Here is a 14,589-nt window from a genome sequence, read left to right as displayed (position 1 = left end):
AGGATGTCAACGCCGCTGCTCCCGGGTGGCGGCGTTGATGACGAGAGGAACAAACGGATGAGCGTACGCGCCTCGATGCCGCAGCTGCCGGCGCGTATTTTGCATCCCGCTATTGATCCGACCGACTATCCGATTGCGGCTCGACCGAACCCCATCGGACAGGCTCTGTTGCGGCTACCGGTGTGGGTTCAGCTGACGATTCTGTATGTGCTGTCGCGCATCGTCACCACGGTGCTCATGCTGTGGTTTGCGAGTAGGCAACCTGATTCCTGGCAAATCTCGGCCCAGCCCGACTATTTTTCATTTGCGAATATTTGGGATGCGGCCTGGTATCAGCGAATCGCAACTTACGGTTATCCCGTCACGCTTCCCGTAAATGAGTTGGGTGCGGTTACCGAGAACGCCTGGGCGTTCATGCCGGTGTACCCCTTCTTGGTGCGCGGTGTCAGCCTGGTGACGTTGCTGCCGTTCGAGGTGGCCTCGGTGCTGGTGTCGCTGGCAGCGGGTTTGGCGACGGCTTTCGCTTTTCACCGCCTGATGCGCTATTTTTTGGGCCCTCGGGCGGCGCTGGTTGCGGTGGGTCTGGTGCTGTTTGGGCCGATTTCGCCCCTGTTTCAGGTGGGGTATGCCGAGGCACTGCACTTTTGGATGCTCTGCCAGCTGCTCATTGAGCTGCGGGAGCGTCGCTGGCTGCAAATGATGCCGCTGATTGCCGTAGCTTCGTTGACTCGGCCTACGGGGCTGGCATGGGCGTTCACGATGCTGCTGGTGATCCTCAACCGCTACTACAGTCAGCATGTGCTGCGGATTGAACGCTTCGACCGCCGGGAGCAATTGCATGCGTGGATTGCCGCGGTGTTTTCGGGCGTCATGGGCCTTGCCTGGCTTATTTTGTGCGGTATCGTCACTGGGCGCCCGCTGGGCTATCTCGATACCGAACATGCCTGGCGCAATCACTACACCGGTGGTGCGGATACGCCGCCGTTTACGCCGTGGTTCCACGCCGGTAAGTTTTGGCTCGACCAGCCCCACGGAACGCTAATTGTGGCGGTGATGATCCTCGGGGTGACCGCGATAATTGTGGGGCTCGGGGCGCCGATGATGCAGCGGTTTGGGGCCGAGATCACGGCCTGGGGTGTCGCCTATTTTTCGTACATTCTGGCGGTGTTTTTCCCGCAATCGTCGACGTTCCGGATGCTGTTCCCGATGTTCCCAGCGGCGGCGGGACCGATGGCGCTGCCACAGTCACCGCTGTATCGGGTGCTGGTGTTTGCCGGGGCGATAGTCGCGCAGCTGCTGTGGCTGCGGTTCATGTGGTTTGTTGAGCCGGGGGATTGGTCGGCACCCTAACAACAGCGGTGGCGCACCGGCGGTCACAGCAGGCGAGCCGGGCGCCGACACAGTCGAAAAACACCGCGCTGGTCGCTGATATGCAAACGGTGTGTCTCGGCGCTATTGCCGAGACACACCGTTTCGTGTGTTTGCTGTAACTAGGCCGCAACGGCTGCGTCGAGGCGCTCAGCCACGTTCTGCCAGTTGACGATGTTCCAGAAGGCCTTCACGTAGTCGGGCTTGACGTTCTGGTAGTCGAGGTAAAAAGCGTGCTCCCACATGTCGAGCATCAGTAGCGGGGTGATGCCGAAAGGCACGTTGCCCTGCTGGTCGAACAGCTGGAAGGTCGAGACGTTGCCGGTTGCATTGTCGCGACCGAGCACTGCCCATCCCGAACCCTGGATGCCGAGTGCGGCAGCGGTGAACTGCGCCTGGAATTTTTCGAGACCGCCGAACTCGTTGTCGAGCAGGTCTTTGATCGAACCGGCGGGTGCCTCGTAGTTCGGGGTGAGGTTGGTCCAGAAGATCGAGTGGTTGTTCACACCACCGACGTTGAACGCGAGGTCTTTTTCGAGACGGTTGATGTTGGCAAAGTCGCCCTTGTCGCGAGCCTCAGCGAGCTGCTCGAGTGCGGTGTTCGCGCCCTTGACATAGGTTGCGTGGTGCTTGGAGTGGTGCAGCTCCATGATCTTTGCCGAGATGTGCGGTTCGAGTGCCGAGTAGTCGTAGGGGAGGTCGGGGAGCGTAAATTCTGCCATCGTCATTCCTTTCGCATGGGGCGTCTGCCTCATTCATCCCAGCACTCAAAACGGCGCCGGGCATATGAGCCAATCTAGCCGGCTCGAATGTGTACAACCCGAACGGCACCGTTGCTATTCCGGTGCCGAAGCTCGCCCGTAAAAACGTGACCGTGATGGGCAGTGCTGACAGGGAAGGATTTGTTCGGTTCGCCAGGTGCAGTATGTGCGAAGTGGTCACACCGGGTAACTCAGTGGGATTTGCCCGGTAGAATGGTTGGTGGAAGAAGACCAAACAGGAGGCAACGATATGGCTGCGATGAAGCCGCGCACCGGTGACGGCCCGATGGAGGCTGTTCGCGAGGGTCGACTGATCATTGTTCGAGTTCCGCTGGAAGGCGGCGGTCGACTGGTCGTGTCGGTGAACGACGATGAGGCGAAGGAGCTTGCGACAGCGCTCGGTTCGGCGCTCGAGTCGTAGTCTGATTTTGACTGCAGTGCGGCGGAGCCACACCGATGGTGCGGGCTCCGCCGCACTGTTGTTTCTGCGGCCGCACGCTTAGCTGGCACTCAGAAGCCTTGCGGGCGCTCAAAAACTTGCGAGCGCGAGTGGCGCTACCGGTTGGCCGTAGAAATTTGCAGTAGCCCACTGCCAATCGGCAACACGGCGCAGGCCGTGTCGGGCTGCCGATAGAACTCGCGGATGATGGCCCGCAATGAATTTGTTACCGCATCCCGGCGCGCGGGGTCGGCAACCCGGCCGTGATTGAGCGCGTGGAGCAGCAGGATGGTGCCGCCTGGGCGGGTGATGCGCAGCGCGTGGCGCAAATATGCGGCCGCGAGCGCGGGGTCGTCTTGGATGAGGACCAGGTCGTAGCTGGCATCGCTCATTCGGGGCAGCACCTGGATCGGGTCGCCGCCGATGCAGCGGATGCGTGCGGGGGCGTGCCCGGCTGCGATCAAGGTTTGCCGGGCATCGGCAAGATATTCGGCCTCGGCATCCAGGCAGGTCATCGTCGCTTTCGGGGCTCCGCGGCGCAGCCAGGCAGAACTCACCCCGCCGCTGGAACCAATTTCAATGATTTGCTGGGCGTTGGTGGCAGCGGCGATGAACGCCAGGTGGGCACCAAGCCCCGGCGTGATCTCGGGCAGTCCTGCCTCGAGTGCGTAGTGGCGGGCAATCTGCTGCTCACGAGTCTCGTGCGCTTGTTCGTTTACAAAACGCCGGTTCAACTCGAGTTCGCTCATTCTTCAAGAATAGGTTACGGCCAGTAGGGTGGAGGCGTGGGCTCACTGACCTTTGACAAGCTGATCATCATCGGCATCATTGTCATGCTCATTTTTGGGCCCGACAAACTACCGGGACTGGCCGAACAGCTGGCGCACCTCATCCGTCGGGTGAAGTCGTGGAGCAATGAAATGAAAGATCGCGCCGAGGATGAGCTCGGCGAGGACTTTTCGATTGATGACTGGCGCAAACTTGACCCGCGGCAGTATGACCCTCGGCGAATTGTGCGCGACGCCTGGAATGAAGTGGATGCACCGGCACCGTCGGGAGCCCGCAGTTCGGCTGCCGCGGCTGCCGTGGGCGCCGCAGCCGCGAGTGAGGCAGGAAGCGTGGGGAGTAGTTCACGTCCCTCGTGGGCGGCACTGACCGCTGCTGTGCCCGGCGAGCGCTATGTGCCCGGTGCGGCTCCGTTTGATGACGAGGCGACTTAGACGACGCCACCTAGTTGATCGACAGCGGCAGCGAACGTCCGCTGAGCCCGCGTGGCTGCTGCATCAACCGTTTGGCCGCATCACGCAGCGCGAGTGCGGCAGGATCGTCGGGATGCGCGATCACGAGCGGTGTGCCAGCATCGCCACATTCGCGCAGCATCCCCGAAATTGGCACCTGAGCCAGCAGCTCAACACCCAGGCGCTCGGCAACAGTGGCGCCTCCGCCCGAGCCGAAAAGTGCGAACTCGCTACCGTCCGCACCGATCACCGGTGACAGGGTCTCGATTACTCCCAGCAGTTTTTGTCCGGTCTTGCGCGCCACCGAACCCGATCGCCACGCCACATCCGCGGCCGCCTGCTGCGGGGTGGTGACCACCACCGCCTCGCTTCCGGGGAGCAGCTGTCCGAGTGAAATCGCTATGTCACCGGTGCCGGGTGGGAGATCGAGCAGCAGCACATCGAGATCGCCAAAATGCACATCGGTGAGAAATTGTTGCAGCGTGCGGTGCAGCATCGGTCCGCGCCAGGCCACCACATCGTCGGGGGATGCGAGGAACATGCCGATCGAGATGGCCGACACCCCGTGCGCCACCGGCGGCAGCATGAGTTCGCCCACGCGTGTCGGCTGGGTGCCGGGTGCGAGGCCGAGTAGACCGGGCACCGAAAAACCGTAAACATCCGCATCCACGACCCCGACTGCCAAACCTTCGGCAGCCATCGCGGCGGCCAGGTTCACGGTGACCGTGGATTTCCCAACCCCGCCCTTGCCGCTGGTCACCGCAATCACGCGGGTGAGCGAATCTGGGCCAAACGGATTGTGGGCGGGCCGTGAACCGCGCACTTTTTGCACGAGCTCACTGCGCTGCTCGCTCGTCATGACACCGACCGTGAGCGTGTAGTGCTCGTCACCGATCGCCCGCTCAATCGCGGCGCGTACTTCCGACTCGATCTGCTTCGCGGCGGGGCAGCCGACAATGGTGAGCAGCAGTTCGACCTGCACCGGGTCATCGTCAATTTTGGCGATCATCCCGAGGTCGGTGAGCGGCCGGCGCAGCTCCGGGTCGTTGACGCGGGAGAGCTCGGCGTGGATGGCTTCGCGGCGGTTCATGAACTATCGGCTGGGAGCTGGATCAGTATTGGGGGATTCGTCGTCATCATCGAGCTGGTCGATATCTTCGAGCAGCGAGCGCAATTCGGCGCGGATAAAATCTTTTGTGGCCACATCCTGCATGGCCAGTCGCAGCGCGACAATTTCACGCATCAGGTATTCAAGATCGGCGGTGTTGCGTTCGGCTCGCTGCCGGTCTTGTTCGATCTGCACGCGGTCGCGGTCGTCCTGCCGGTTTTGTGCCAGCAGAATCATTGGTGCGGCGTAGGAGGCCTGTAGTGAAAGGGCCAGTGTGAGCACCGTGAACCCGAGCGCGGCCGAGTCAAAGCGCCACTGCTCGGGCGCGAGCGAGTTCCACGTCAGCCAGATTGCGACGAACACGCTCAGCACGATGAGGAAGCCCGGCGTGCCCGATGCGCGGGCAATAACTTCCATCACCCGGCCGAGCATGTCGCCGTCACGGTCACGCTTTTTGGGAGTGTCATCTTTGCGGCGCCGTTTTCGCGGTGGGCGCTCTGATTTCGGCGTGGCGAGTAGTTCGTGGTCTTCGTGCGACATGTTGGTCACCCCCGGTCCTGCTGGTGGTCGAGCTGGCCAATGAGCGGTTTGCGTGGCAGGGTGAGGGCCTGCGTGTCGAGGGTTACTTCGCGCGGTACCGAACGCCAGTCATTGGGCAGGATGTGGTCAAGTACGTCATCCACCGAGATCGCACCGACGAGGCAGTTGTCGTCATCGACCACTGGCAGCACCACGAGGTCGTATCGGGCGAGTGACCGCACCACGTCGATATCGGTCGCGGTGGTGGGTACTGGCTGGGTGTCGCTGTCGAGGATCGATCCGACGCGCTCGTGTGGCGGGTAGCGCAGCAGTCGCTGGAAATGCACCAGGCCAAGATAGCGACCGGTGGGGGTTTCGTAGGGGGATGCGGTGACAAACACGGTGGTTGCCAGCGCGGGCGGGATTTCTTGCCGGCGGATGAGCACTAGCGCTTCCGCGACGGTGGTGTCGGCAGAGACGATGATCGGGTCGGTCGTCATCAGACCACCGGCGGTGTTGGGCTCGAATTCGAGCAGCATACGCACGTCTTCGGCCTCTTCAGGCTCCATGAGTGCGAGCAATGCCTCTGATTTTTCGTCGTCGAGTCGGCCCACGAGGTCGGCGGCGTCGTCGGGTTGCATCTGGTCGAGCACATCGGCGGCGCGTTCATCGCCGAGGTGGTCGATGATGACGACCTGATCGTCCTCGTACATTTCTTCGAGCACCGCCGCGATGCGTTCATCCGGCATCTCTTCGACGACTTCGAGGCGGCGCTCTTCGGGAAGCTCAAGTAGCGCATCAGCAAAGTCGGAGGGGCCCATTTCGCTGTGGGCAGTGAGGAACTGGGTGGCGGGGGTGTCGACGGTCGGGTCGAGGTCGAGTTCGACCTCATCCCAGGTCACGTATTTGCTCGGCTGACGACCGAACATATGCATCGTGGTGCGCGGCATCCGCAAAAAGAGCTGTTCAACCGACCAGGTGCCGTCATCGGCCTGCTGAATGGCCACATCTTCGACCACGCCGCGAGTGCCGCTGGCCAACACGATGGCTGAGCGGTCGAGCAGGTCGCTGAATACGCGCACCTCTTCACCGCGCTGTTCGAATGAGTGACGGTCGACGCGTTCCCAGTCAACGATGAGCTGTGAGCTGCCGATGGACGTGATTTCGTTCATGGCGGCGAAAATCACGCGGCGGGATGCTCCGGCGAGTTCGATCAGGATGCCGTTGACGCGCGGTGATTGCGATGAGCGATAGTTGATGATGACATCGCGAACGCGGCCCACGCGGTCACCGTTCTGGTCGAACGCTGGTGTATTTGCGAGGCGCGCAACAAAGACTTTCGAGATGCTCACCCTTCGATGTTAGTCGGGCGAGTGCTGGCGAATGCTCACCGTGCCGTTCGGGCGCTTGGATGCAGCCCTTGGCGAACACGGCGGCGGACACCCAGGCTGAGCGACTTAAATGGGGTTATGAGTAGCTCTCAGCAGATGCAGCAACAGAGTCGATTCCCGACCCTTCCCGAGGGAGAGGTGGTCGCTTCGTATTCGTCGTATGAGCGTGCCCAGGAGAGCGTCGATCGCTTGGCTCGCAACGAGGGGTTTTCGGTGAAGTCGATTTCGATTGTCGGCAGCGACCTGAAATCGGTTGAGCGGGTTACCGGGCGGATGAACACCGGCAAAGCGGCGCTCAACGGTGCGCTATCGGGGCTCTTTTTGGGAATGTTTTTCGGTGCCACGATGATGCTGTTTATGCCCGATGTTTATTTGGTGACGCTGCTCGGGGTGCTGCTGCTGGCCACCGTGTTTGGTGCGGTGTGGGGCATGATCGTGTATGCGATCTCGCCCAATAAGCGCGAGTTTGCCTCGATGATGCAGCTGACCGCTACCAAGTACGACGTGATTGTGCCGCACGGGCTCGCTGCCGAGGCACGGCAGATTCTTGGCACCGCGGCGGCGCAGCCGGCGTCGGCCTCGGGTGTTCATGGCGAACCTGCGGGGCAGCAGCCGGGGGGTTACGGTGTGCCGCCGGTGGGGTTCGGCGCATCACAGTCGCAGCACGGCCAGCCCGGCTATGGCCAGCAGGGTTATGGCCAGTCGCAGTATGGCCAGCAGGGGCAGTCGGTCACAGGGCAGCTTGATGTTGCGAGCGCTGAGCCTGAGACTGCGGCAACACCGCCGCGCACCTACGGTGAGATGCTGGATGAGCGTCGCCGCCAGGAGCGCGAGGCGTCGGAGCGGGCGGGTCAGGCTGATGCTGCCGGCAGCGACTCGCAGTCTGGCGAGGATGCTGCGGCTGGGCGCGGTGCTAGCGACGGCGAGAATAGCTAGCCATCGAGCGCGCCGCGTTCCGGTGGTCGCGAGAGCTGCATGAGGGGTGCCCTTGAGTGGGTGCCCTTTTTTCTATGGTGGCGGTGAGTTCAGCGGAAGATTTTGGGGTCAGGATGGCTGCTTGAGCATCCTGACCCCAAAATCTTCCCAATACCTCACACCTGAACCGGATCCGATAAAAGTACTTGATCTGTCGTAGTATGCGAGGTACAGTAAAAGTACTGCGATAGACATAGTACGGCAGGCAATGTAGTACGCAATAGGAACGGAGGGGCCGTGATTAGCAGCGATCTCATCCGTGGTTCGGTGGATTTGCTCGTGCTCGACTCGGTTTGGGAGGCGCCCTCGTACGGGTACGCCATCTCGAAGCGCATTGAGGAACGAGCGGCGGGGCGATATTCCCTGAAAGAAACCACGCTCTACTCGGCCATGCGTCGCCTCGAGCAGCTTGGCGCACTCGAGTCGTTTCGTGGCGAACAGACCCAGGGGCGGGCGCGAACCTACTACCGAATCACCGACGTCGGTCGGGAACACTACCGGTCGAAGTGCGCCGAATGGCGTGCCACCAACGAATTGATCAGCAAATTTGTACGACAGGGAGTCGAGTGATGGAAGCAATCACCACCTATCTCAATCACATGTTCCAGGGTCTTCCGGCAACCCCCGAACTGCAGCGTGCGCGCGCCGAGCTCGGACAGATGGCCGAGGATCGCTATCACGAACTCATTGCCGAAGGAGTCTCTGAGAACGAGGCGGTCGGGCGGGTCATCTCGCAGTTCGGCAACCTCGAAGAACTCGCCGACGAGCTCGGCATCCGCGCCGAACTCGATCGCGTGCATGAAGATGGCCTCAGGCTCGACGAGCAGCAGGCCGGGCGCTTCGTCAGTGTTCGGCAGCGTGCCGCCCACCTCATCGGCGGGGGAGTTTTGGTTGCGCTGCTGGGTGTCGCTGCCCTAGTGCTTTTGACACCCGACGAGACCACCGAGACCTACCTGTTTAGCCCGGAACACGCCAATGTGTTCACTGCCGTCGGCTTCGGCATCATGTTTCTCTGTTTTGCGATCGCGGTGGGCATGTTCGTTTTCGCGGGGGTGTCGCTTTCGAGGTTCGAGGCGGCCGAACGCGGTGTGGACGTGCCTCTGAGCGCAAGGCAGGACTACGGCCGGATGCGTGAGACCGAAACCGGCCGCTTTGCGCTGCAGCTCGCCATCGGAATCGGGGTGATTTTGCTCGGTCTGGCCGCCGTCCCGATCGTCGATATTCTCACCGGCGAAAACGAGGCCGCGGCACACATCACCGTGACCGTGCTGCTGGTGCTCGTGGGCGTGGGCGTCTACCTGTTGGTGCTCGCGGGGATGCGCCGCACCACCCTCGGGATGCTGGCGCAGGAGGGCGAATATGATCCGGCGCGGCGCGAGCGCGAGCAAAAATCAAATCGCCTGCTTGAACTGATTGCCGGCCCCTATTGGATGCTCATTGTTGTCATCTATATGGCCTGGAGTTTCATCGGCAACAGTTGGGGCACCTCGTGGATTGTCTGGCCAATTGGCGGTGTGCTCTTCGGTCTAATAGCGGTCACCACCCAATCAATCCAGGCGGCGCGTGAACGCGACGAAGGGAAATGCTAGCTCGAGCGTGTTCAGGCGACACAGCTCAGCCGGACAGCTCAGTCAAAGCATACGGGCGCCACTCCAACCAATCGGAGTGGCGCCCATGTTCTTTGGCGGGAACGAACTAGCCGCGGATGCGGGCCATCCAGGATTCGACCTCGTCGGCGGTGCGCGGAATTGCGGCCGAAAGGTTTTCGGCCCCGGTTTCGGTAACCAGGATGTCGTCCTCAATTCGCACGCCGATGCCGCGCAGCTCTTCCGGAACGGTCAGGTCATCCGGCTGGAAGTACAGTCCCGGCTCGATGGTGAACACCATGCCCGCTTCGACCACACCGTCAAGATACATTTCGCGACGTGCCTGAGCGCAGTCGTGCACATCGAGACCGAGGTGGTGGCTGGTGCCGTGCACCATATAGCGGCGATGCGGCTGATTCTCGGGCAGCAGCGCCTGCTCGAGCGGCATCGGCAGGATGCCCCACTCCGAAAGTGTTTCGGCAATCGAGCGCAGCGCGGTTTCGTGCACCTGGCGGAAGGTGATACCGGGCTTCACGATCGCAAATGCAGCATCGGCCGCCTTCAGTACCGCCTCGTAGACGCGCCGCTGCACCGGTGTGAACCGGCCGTCGATTGGCAGCGTGCGGGTGATATCGGCGGTGTAGTACGAGTCGGCCTCGACACCCGCATCCACCAGTACGAGCTCACCGGGGCGCACCTCACCATCGTTGTCGGTCCAGTGCAGGATGCACGCGTGCGCGCCGGCGGCAGCGATGGTGCCGTATCCCACATCGTTACCCTCGAGTCGAGCGCGAGCCGCAAACACGCCCTCGATGACGCGCTCGCCACGACGGTGGCCAACGGCCCGGTCGAGTTCGCGGATAATGTCATCAAATCCGCGCTCGGTGGCGTCTACGGCACCGCGCAATTCGGCGATTTCGTATTCATCTTTCACCAGGCGCGCCTCGCTGAGCTCCTGCGCGAGCTGCGGGGTGTCGAGTGTGACATCACCGTGTCGAGATTCAAATTCGCTCAGCGAACGGGTTTCGATTCCGAGATCGGCCGCAACCTGTGCTAGCGACGGCCGCGGGCCGGTCCAAAACTCGCCGATGGCGGGGTTGGCGTAAAACTCGCTGGTGTCGCGGCCCGCGCTCTCACGGAAGTAGAGCGTCACCTCGTGGCCGTCAGTGATCGGTTCAAACACCAGCTGTGCGCCGGGAACCGTGTCGGATCCCCAGCCGGTGAGGTAAGAGAACGCGGTGTGCGCGCGGTACGGGTAATCGGTGTCGTTCGAGCGCACCTTCGGGTCGCCCGCGGCGATTACCAGCCGTTCGCCGGGATGCGCTGCCGAGAGTCGCTCGCGGCGCGCGGCCGTGAATGCAGCTGCGGCACGTGGCTCGGGTAGCGTGTCGACGCGCTCGGCCCAGCCCGATGAAATGAACTGCTGGAAACCGGTTGAGTCGGGGGTGGTGCTGCGATTGGAGTTCAGCTCGACCGCGTCAGCGGTAGCGGGCGTGGTCGACCCCTCGGCGGTGTCTTTGACAGTGGAGGTTTGTTGGTCAGTCATCCCTCCATTGTGGCCGTTGCAGCTGAGAACCAGCGTCAGCCCGCCGCCGCTACTCGTGATTTGTGGTGCGTGAGAGCTCGGCAAACACCGGTCGGTGATCCGAACCGTCAAGTTCGTCGCGGGCAATTACTTCAAAACCGGTGACTTCCCACTGCGAGGTGTACATCACGTGATCAATCGGTGTGCCCACCAGCGGTGGCCGGCCACTCGGCCAGGTTCCCACCGCGGCCGCTCCCGCATCCAATGCCGCATCTCGACAGGCACCCAGCTGCGCACCCGGTACATCGCCATCCGCAAGCCCCGCAAGATGGTCGAGCGTGGCGTTGAAATCACCGGCGATGATGGTGTCGCCGCGGCACACCGTCGACAGCCACTCGAGGTCGCGGTTCCAGACGGCCATCTCTCGGTGCACCGGTGCGATTGGATGCGTGGCAATCAGCGTCGGTCCATCACCCGAAACCGGTTCGGCAATCACGGTGGCAAGTTTTTCGGTGTCGCCGAGCGACTCATTGAGTTCATATTCGCCAAGCTCAACCGAAACCAGCAGTGTCGTCTCGGCGGCTCGATACCCCGGTGCGCCGGTGTTTGAAAGCACCCACATCGGGCGCCCCTCGGCCTTCATGAGCCCGGCAATCTCCAGCCCCATGTCCTGTGTTGTTTCGGGCAGCATCACCACATCGGCGCGATACTCCAGGGCGAGATCGGCAATGGTTGGCGATCCGGGCTCGTTACCCAGCGTGTTCCAGGCGAGCACCCGCACCGAACCATCTGCACCGGTGGGCTCAAGCACGGTGTTCACGCCGCGAGACAGCACCACTGCCGCCGAAGCGGTCGTCGCCACCGCCACCACCACGGTGCCAGCGGCCAATAGGCCACGAAGTCGCGGCGAGGGCACCATCAGCAGCCCCAGTATCACCAGCGCGAACGCCAGCGACAGGGTCGCAACCATCCGGAACGAAACCGCCTGGGCAAACGGAAACATTCGCTGCAGCCCGAATAGTTGGGGCCACAGCAGCACCGTTAATGCAGCCGCAGCTGGCACGGCAAGCACGAGGCCTCCGAAATACCAGCCCGGGTGCACACGTTTGGAGCGGCGAGTGTTCGACATAGCCCCGCAACTCTAAACCCGGATGCTGAGGTTGTGCTGCACCGGCGCGGAACTTGGCGCCAAGTAGCATCTCGATATGCCCGTTTATCACTTTGACGTCGCACGGCCGATCGACCTGCACACTCATTCAAATATTTCGGATGGCACCGAGTCGCCCGCCGCCGTCATGCGGGCTGCGGCTGCCGCCGGGCTGGGCACCATAGCACTCACCGACCACGACAGCTTCGACGGGTGGGAACAAGCTTCCGGCGTTGTCGCCGAAACCGGGGTGACGCTGATTCCGGGAGTGGAAATATCCACGCAGATCGGCCGCGCGTCGGTGCACCTACTCGGCTACCTGGTCGACCCGAACTACGAACCGCTGCGTGACGAGTTGGCTACCATTCGCGAAAGCCGTCTGGGGCGTGCCGAAAAAATGGTCGCCCGCATCGGTGCTGATTACCCGCTCAGCTGGGATGATGTGCTGGCTCAGGCAGAGCCAGGTGCGACTATCGGCCGTCCACATATTGCCGATGCGCTCGCGGCAAAGGGCATCGTGACCGACCGCTCGGCAGCGTTCGACACGATTTTGCACTGGCGCGGAGGGTACTACCAGCCGCATCACGCCCCGCATCCGATCACTGCGATCAAGCTGGTGCGTCAGGCCGGGGGAGTGCCGGTGTTGGCGCATCCAGGCAGCCGGGGCCGACCGGCAATGCGCGACGGTAATTTGGCAGAGCTCATTGCCGCGGGGCTGCTGGGCGTCGAAATCGGGCATCGCGAAAATGACGACATTAATCGCGGCCTGTTGCGCTACGCGGCCCGCACCAATGACCTCATCGTGACTGGTTCGAGCGACTACCACGGCACCGGAAAACCAAACCGGCTCGGTGAAAACACCACCGAGCCGGATCAGCTGCAGCGAATCATCGACGCTGCCACGGGATGCGCTCCCTACTACGCGCCAGCTGCACCATCCGCCTTCGGGGCCTGATCGCGCTGCTGCGCCGCCGTGTTCTGGCTGTTGGTTCGGCGGCGACGACGGCGGCGACGGGGTGCGGCGCTCTCGCCGGTTGCCGACTCATCACCACCGGGCTGCTGCTTTCCACCTGCTGCGACCGATTCCTGCTTACTGCTGCCGGTGCGGCGACGGCTGCGCGTGCGTGAGCGCGCCCCCCGCTGGGCGGCAGGCTGCTTGATACGCCCCTTGGTTCCCTCGGGGATATCGAGATCACTGAACAGATGCGGTGACGATGAATAGGTTTCGGTCGGGTCTTCGGCGTCGAGTTCAAGCGCGCGCGAAATGATTGCCCAGCGGGGAATGTCTTCCCAATCGACCAGGGTGATTGCGATGCCCGTGTTGCCGGCGCGCCCGGTGCGGCCCACGCGGTGCAGATAGGTTTTTTCATCCTCGGGAATCGTGTGGTTGATTACGTGGGTGACATCGTCAACATCGATACCGCGGGCGGCAACATCGGTTGCGATTAGCACATCACGCTTACCCGAACGGAACTGCTCCATCGAGCGTTCGCGCTGGTCTTGGTTCATATCACCGTGCACGGCACAGGCCGAAAAACCGCGCTCGCGCAGTTCGTCGAGCAGTTTGGCGGCGGCGCGCTTGGTGCGCATGAAGATGACGGTCTTGCCACGCCCGGTTGCCTGCAGCATCCGCGCGATGAGTTCATCCTTGTCGAGCGGGTGGGCGCGGTAGACGAGGTGCCGAATGTTTTTTTGCAGCACACCCTCGTCCGGGTCAGTCACCCGGATATGTACCGGTGCGTTCATGAAACGGCGCGCCAGCGTGAGAATCGGGCCGGGCATCGTGGCCGAGAACAGCATGGTGTGCCGCACCGCCGGCACGCGCGAAAAAATCTTTTCGATATCGGGCAGGAAGCCGAGATCGAGCATCTTGTCGGCCTCGTCGAGCACAATTTCGCGCACATTCGAGAGCGACAGCACCCGCTGGTTCATAAGGTCGATAATTCGGCCCGGGGTACCCACGACCACCTGGGCTCCGGCCTTGAGCTGATTGATCTGCTCGTCGTAGGCCTTACCGCCATAGATCGCCACCAGTGAGGTGCCGCGGCGCGATGCTGCAGTTACGAGATCCTCGTACACCTGCATCGCGAGCTCGCGGGTGGGGGTGACCACCACGGCTTGCACCCCCGGCTCGGGGTTTTCGCCCAGTCGCTGGAGCAGTGGCAAACCGAAGCCGAGTGTCTTTCCGGTGCCGGTTTTTGCCTGGCCAATAATGTCCTGCCCCTTGAGAGCGAGCGGAATGGTCTGCTCTTGAATGGGGAAGGGGGTGGTGATGCCGTGTTCGGCGAGCACCGTTACAATGTCTGATTCGATTCCTAGATCGGCAAAGTTCACGAAAAAATACGCCCTTATCGCGTCGGAAAATTCTGGCGCCCGGGAATACTAAGGGCGCGGGTGCTGTCTACTGCACCGCCACTAGCCTACCGTGGACGAGCTTTGGCGCGGTGTTTTGGGGGGCTCGGGTTGCAGTGCCTCTGGGCTCACAGCGATAGTTGGTAACGAAGACTCGCGGAATTCTCGTGTGGAACCGGC

15 protein-coding genes are annotated in these 14,589 nt (G+C 62.3%); 7 read left to right on the top strand and 8 right to left on the bottom strand.

Going from position 1 to position 14,589, the window contains the following annotated elements; genetic code table 11:
• Positions 1-3: 3 nt before the first annotated feature.
• The gene (locus PV375_RS04975; protein WP_332106391.1) at positions 4-1,350 is read left to right on the top strand and encodes a hypothetical protein; all 1,347 of its coding nucleotides are present in this window, start codon (positions 4-6) and stop codon (positions 1,348-1,350) included.
• 140 nt (positions 1,351-1,490) lie between these two features.
• On the opposite strand, the gene PV375_RS04970 is transcribed toward PV375_RS04975, so the two are convergent.
• Complete coding sequence (locus tag PV375_RS04970) at positions 1,491-2,090, bottom strand: superoxide dismutase (protein WP_201521443.1); 600 nt, start codon at positions 2,088-2,090, stop codon at positions 1,491-1,493.
• A gap of 289 nt (positions 2,091-2,379) precedes the next feature.
• On the opposite strand from PV375_RS04970, the gene PV375_RS04965 reads away from it, so the two are divergent.
• Positions 2,380-2,550: a DUF3117 domain-containing protein gene (locus PV375_RS04965; protein WP_201517233.1), complete on the top strand. Its 171-nt coding sequence runs from the start codon at positions 2,380-2,382 to the stop codon at positions 2,548-2,550.
• Between the two features lie 134 nt (positions 2,551-2,684).
• Here PV375_RS04965 and PV375_RS04960 read toward each other — a convergent pair whose 3' ends face one another.
• Positions 2,685-3,317, bottom strand: a complete 633-nt coding sequence (locus PV375_RS04960; RefSeq protein WP_332106390.1) for an O-methyltransferase — start codon at positions 3,315-3,317, stop codon at positions 2,685-2,687.
• A gap of 36 nt (positions 3,318-3,353) precedes the next feature.
• Between PV375_RS04960 and PV375_RS04955 the strand changes: the two genes are divergently transcribed.
• Positions 3,354-3,788: a twin-arginine translocase TatA/TatE family subunit gene (locus PV375_RS04955; RefSeq protein ID WP_230972635.1), complete on the top strand. Its 435-nt coding sequence runs from the start codon at positions 3,354-3,356 to the stop codon at positions 3,786-3,788.
• A 10-nt stretch (positions 3,789-3,798) separates the two neighbouring features.
• On the opposite strand, the gene PV375_RS04950 is transcribed toward PV375_RS04955, so the two are convergent.
• From PV375_RS04950 to PV375_RS04940, 3 genes are read right to left on the bottom strand one after another with little or no spacing between them, the layout of a single operon-like run.
• On the bottom strand, positions 3,799-4,896 hold the full coding sequence (locus PV375_RS04950; RefSeq protein ID WP_332106389.1) for an Mrp/NBP35 family ATP-binding protein: 1,098 nt from the start codon (positions 4,894-4,896) through the stop codon (positions 3,799-3,801).
• Between the two features lie 3 nt (positions 4,897-4,899).
• Positions 4,900-5,454: a DUF1003 domain-containing protein gene (locus PV375_RS04945; protein ID WP_332106487.1), complete on the bottom strand. Its 555-nt coding sequence runs from the start codon at positions 5,452-5,454 to the stop codon at positions 4,900-4,902.
• A gap of 5 nt (positions 5,455-5,459) precedes the next feature.
• Positions 5,460-6,785, bottom strand: a complete 1,326-nt coding sequence (locus PV375_RS04940) for a magnesium transporter MgtE N-terminal domain-containing protein (RefSeq protein ID WP_332106388.1) — start codon at positions 6,783-6,785, stop codon at positions 5,460-5,462.
• 117 nt (positions 6,786-6,902) lie between these two features.
• Here PV375_RS04940 and PV375_RS04935 point away from each other — a divergent pair, with 117 nt between their 5' ends.
• The 3 genes from PV375_RS04935 (at position 6,903) to PV375_RS04925 (ending at position 9,388) form a co-directional block, all read left to right on the top strand.
• Positions 6,903-7,760 carry a general stress protein gene (locus PV375_RS04935; RefSeq protein ID WP_332106387.1) on the top strand — a complete coding sequence of 286 codons (858 nt, stop codon included), beginning with the start codon at positions 6,903-6,905 and terminating at the stop codon, positions 7,758-7,760.
• A 276-nt stretch (positions 7,761-8,036) separates the two neighbouring features.
• The gene (locus PV375_RS04930) at positions 8,037-8,369 is read left to right on the top strand and encodes a PadR family transcriptional regulator (protein ID WP_201517227.1); all 333 of its coding nucleotides are present in this window, start codon (positions 8,037-8,039) and stop codon (positions 8,367-8,369) included.
• Positions 8,369-9,388, top strand: a complete 1,020-nt coding sequence (locus PV375_RS04925) for a permease prefix domain 1-containing protein (RefSeq protein ID WP_332106386.1) — start codon at positions 8,369-8,371, stop codon at positions 9,386-9,388. Before PV375_RS04930 ends, PV375_RS04925 begins: the two co-directional genes overlap by 1 nt.
• Positions 9,389-9,494: 106 nt before the next feature.
• On the opposite strand, the gene PV375_RS04920 is transcribed toward PV375_RS04925, so the two are convergent.
• A complete protein-coding gene (locus tag PV375_RS04920; RefSeq protein ID WP_332106385.1) occupies positions 9,495-10,931 on the bottom strand; it encodes an aminopeptidase P family protein in 1,437 nt (478 codons plus the stop codon).
• 49 nt (positions 10,932-10,980) lie between these two features.
• Complete coding sequence (locus PV375_RS04915; protein ID WP_332106384.1) at positions 10,981-12,039, bottom strand: endonuclease/exonuclease/phosphatase family protein; 1,059 nt, start codon at positions 12,037-12,039, stop codon at positions 10,981-10,983.
• Between the two features lie 76 nt (positions 12,040-12,115).
• Here PV375_RS04915 and PV375_RS04910 point away from each other — a divergent pair, with 76 nt between their 5' ends.
• Entirely contained in the window at positions 12,116-13,012 is an 897-nt protein-coding gene (locus tag PV375_RS04910; RefSeq protein ID WP_332106383.1) for a PHP domain-containing protein, read from the top strand.
• On the opposite strand, the gene PV375_RS04905 is transcribed toward PV375_RS04910, so the two are convergent.
• Positions 12,976-14,391 carry a DEAD/DEAH box helicase gene (locus PV375_RS04905; protein ID WP_332106382.1) on the bottom strand — a complete coding sequence of 472 codons (1,416 nt, stop codon included), beginning with the start codon at positions 14,389-14,391 and terminating at the stop codon, positions 12,976-12,978. The two genes, PV375_RS04910 and PV375_RS04905, sit on opposite strands and share 37 nt — an antisense overlap.
• Positions 14,392-14,589: the final 198 nt, after the last annotated feature.

Origin of the sequence: Gulosibacter sp. GYB002 (genome assembly GCF_036577665.1) — a bacterium.
GTDB classification, from domain to species: Bacteria; Actinomycetota; Actinomycetes; order Actinomycetales; family Microbacteriaceae; genus Gulosibacter; species Gulosibacter hominis.
Note: the sequence above shows the minus strand (reverse complement) of the source record. Positions and strands in the feature narration are given on the sequence as shown.

What these genes read in the sequence shown, in the direction of transcription:
- PV375_RS04975 (WP_332106391.1), top strand. Translation starts at nt 4, where the DNA reads ATGTCAACGCCGCTGCTCCCGGGTGGCGGCGTTGATGACGAGAGGAAC.
- PV375_RS04970 (WP_201521443.1), bottom strand. Translation starts at nt 2,090, where the DNA reads ATGGCAGAATTTACGCTCCCCGACCTCCCCTACGACTACTCGGCACTC.
- PV375_RS04965 (WP_201517233.1), top strand. Translation starts at nt 2,380, where the DNA reads ATGGCTGCGATGAAGCCGCGCACCGGTGACGGCCCGATGGAGGCTGTT.
- PV375_RS04960 (WP_332106390.1), bottom strand. Translation starts at nt 3,317, where the DNA reads ATGAGCGAACTCGAGTTGAACCGGCGTTTTGTAAACGAACAAGCGCAC.
- PV375_RS04950 (WP_332106389.1), bottom strand. Translation starts at nt 4,896, where the DNA reads ATGAACCGCCGCGAAGCCATCCACGCCGAGCTCTCCCGCGTCAACGAC.
- PV375_RS04945 (WP_332106487.1), bottom strand. Translation starts at nt 5,454, where the DNA reads ATGTCGCACGAAGACCACGAACTACTCGCCACGCCGAAATCAGAGCGC.
- PV375_RS04935 (WP_332106387.1), top strand. Translation starts at nt 6,903, where the DNA reads ATGAGTAGCTCTCAGCAGATGCAGCAACAGAGTCGATTCCCGACCCTT.
- PV375_RS04925 (WP_332106386.1), top strand. Translation starts at nt 8,369, where the DNA reads ATGGAAGCAATCACCACCTATCTCAATCACATGTTCCAGGGTCTTCCG.
- PV375_RS04920 (WP_332106385.1), bottom strand. Translation starts at nt 10,931, where the DNA reads ATGACTGACCAACAAACCTCCACTGTCAAAGACACCGCCGAGGGGTCG.
- PV375_RS04915 (WP_332106384.1), bottom strand. Translation starts at nt 12,039, where the DNA reads ATGTCGAACACTCGCCGCTCCAAACGTGTGCACCCGGGCTGGTATTTC.
- PV375_RS04910 (WP_332106383.1), top strand. Translation starts at nt 12,116, where the DNA reads ATGCCCGTTTATCACTTTGACGTCGCACGGCCGATCGACCTGCACACT.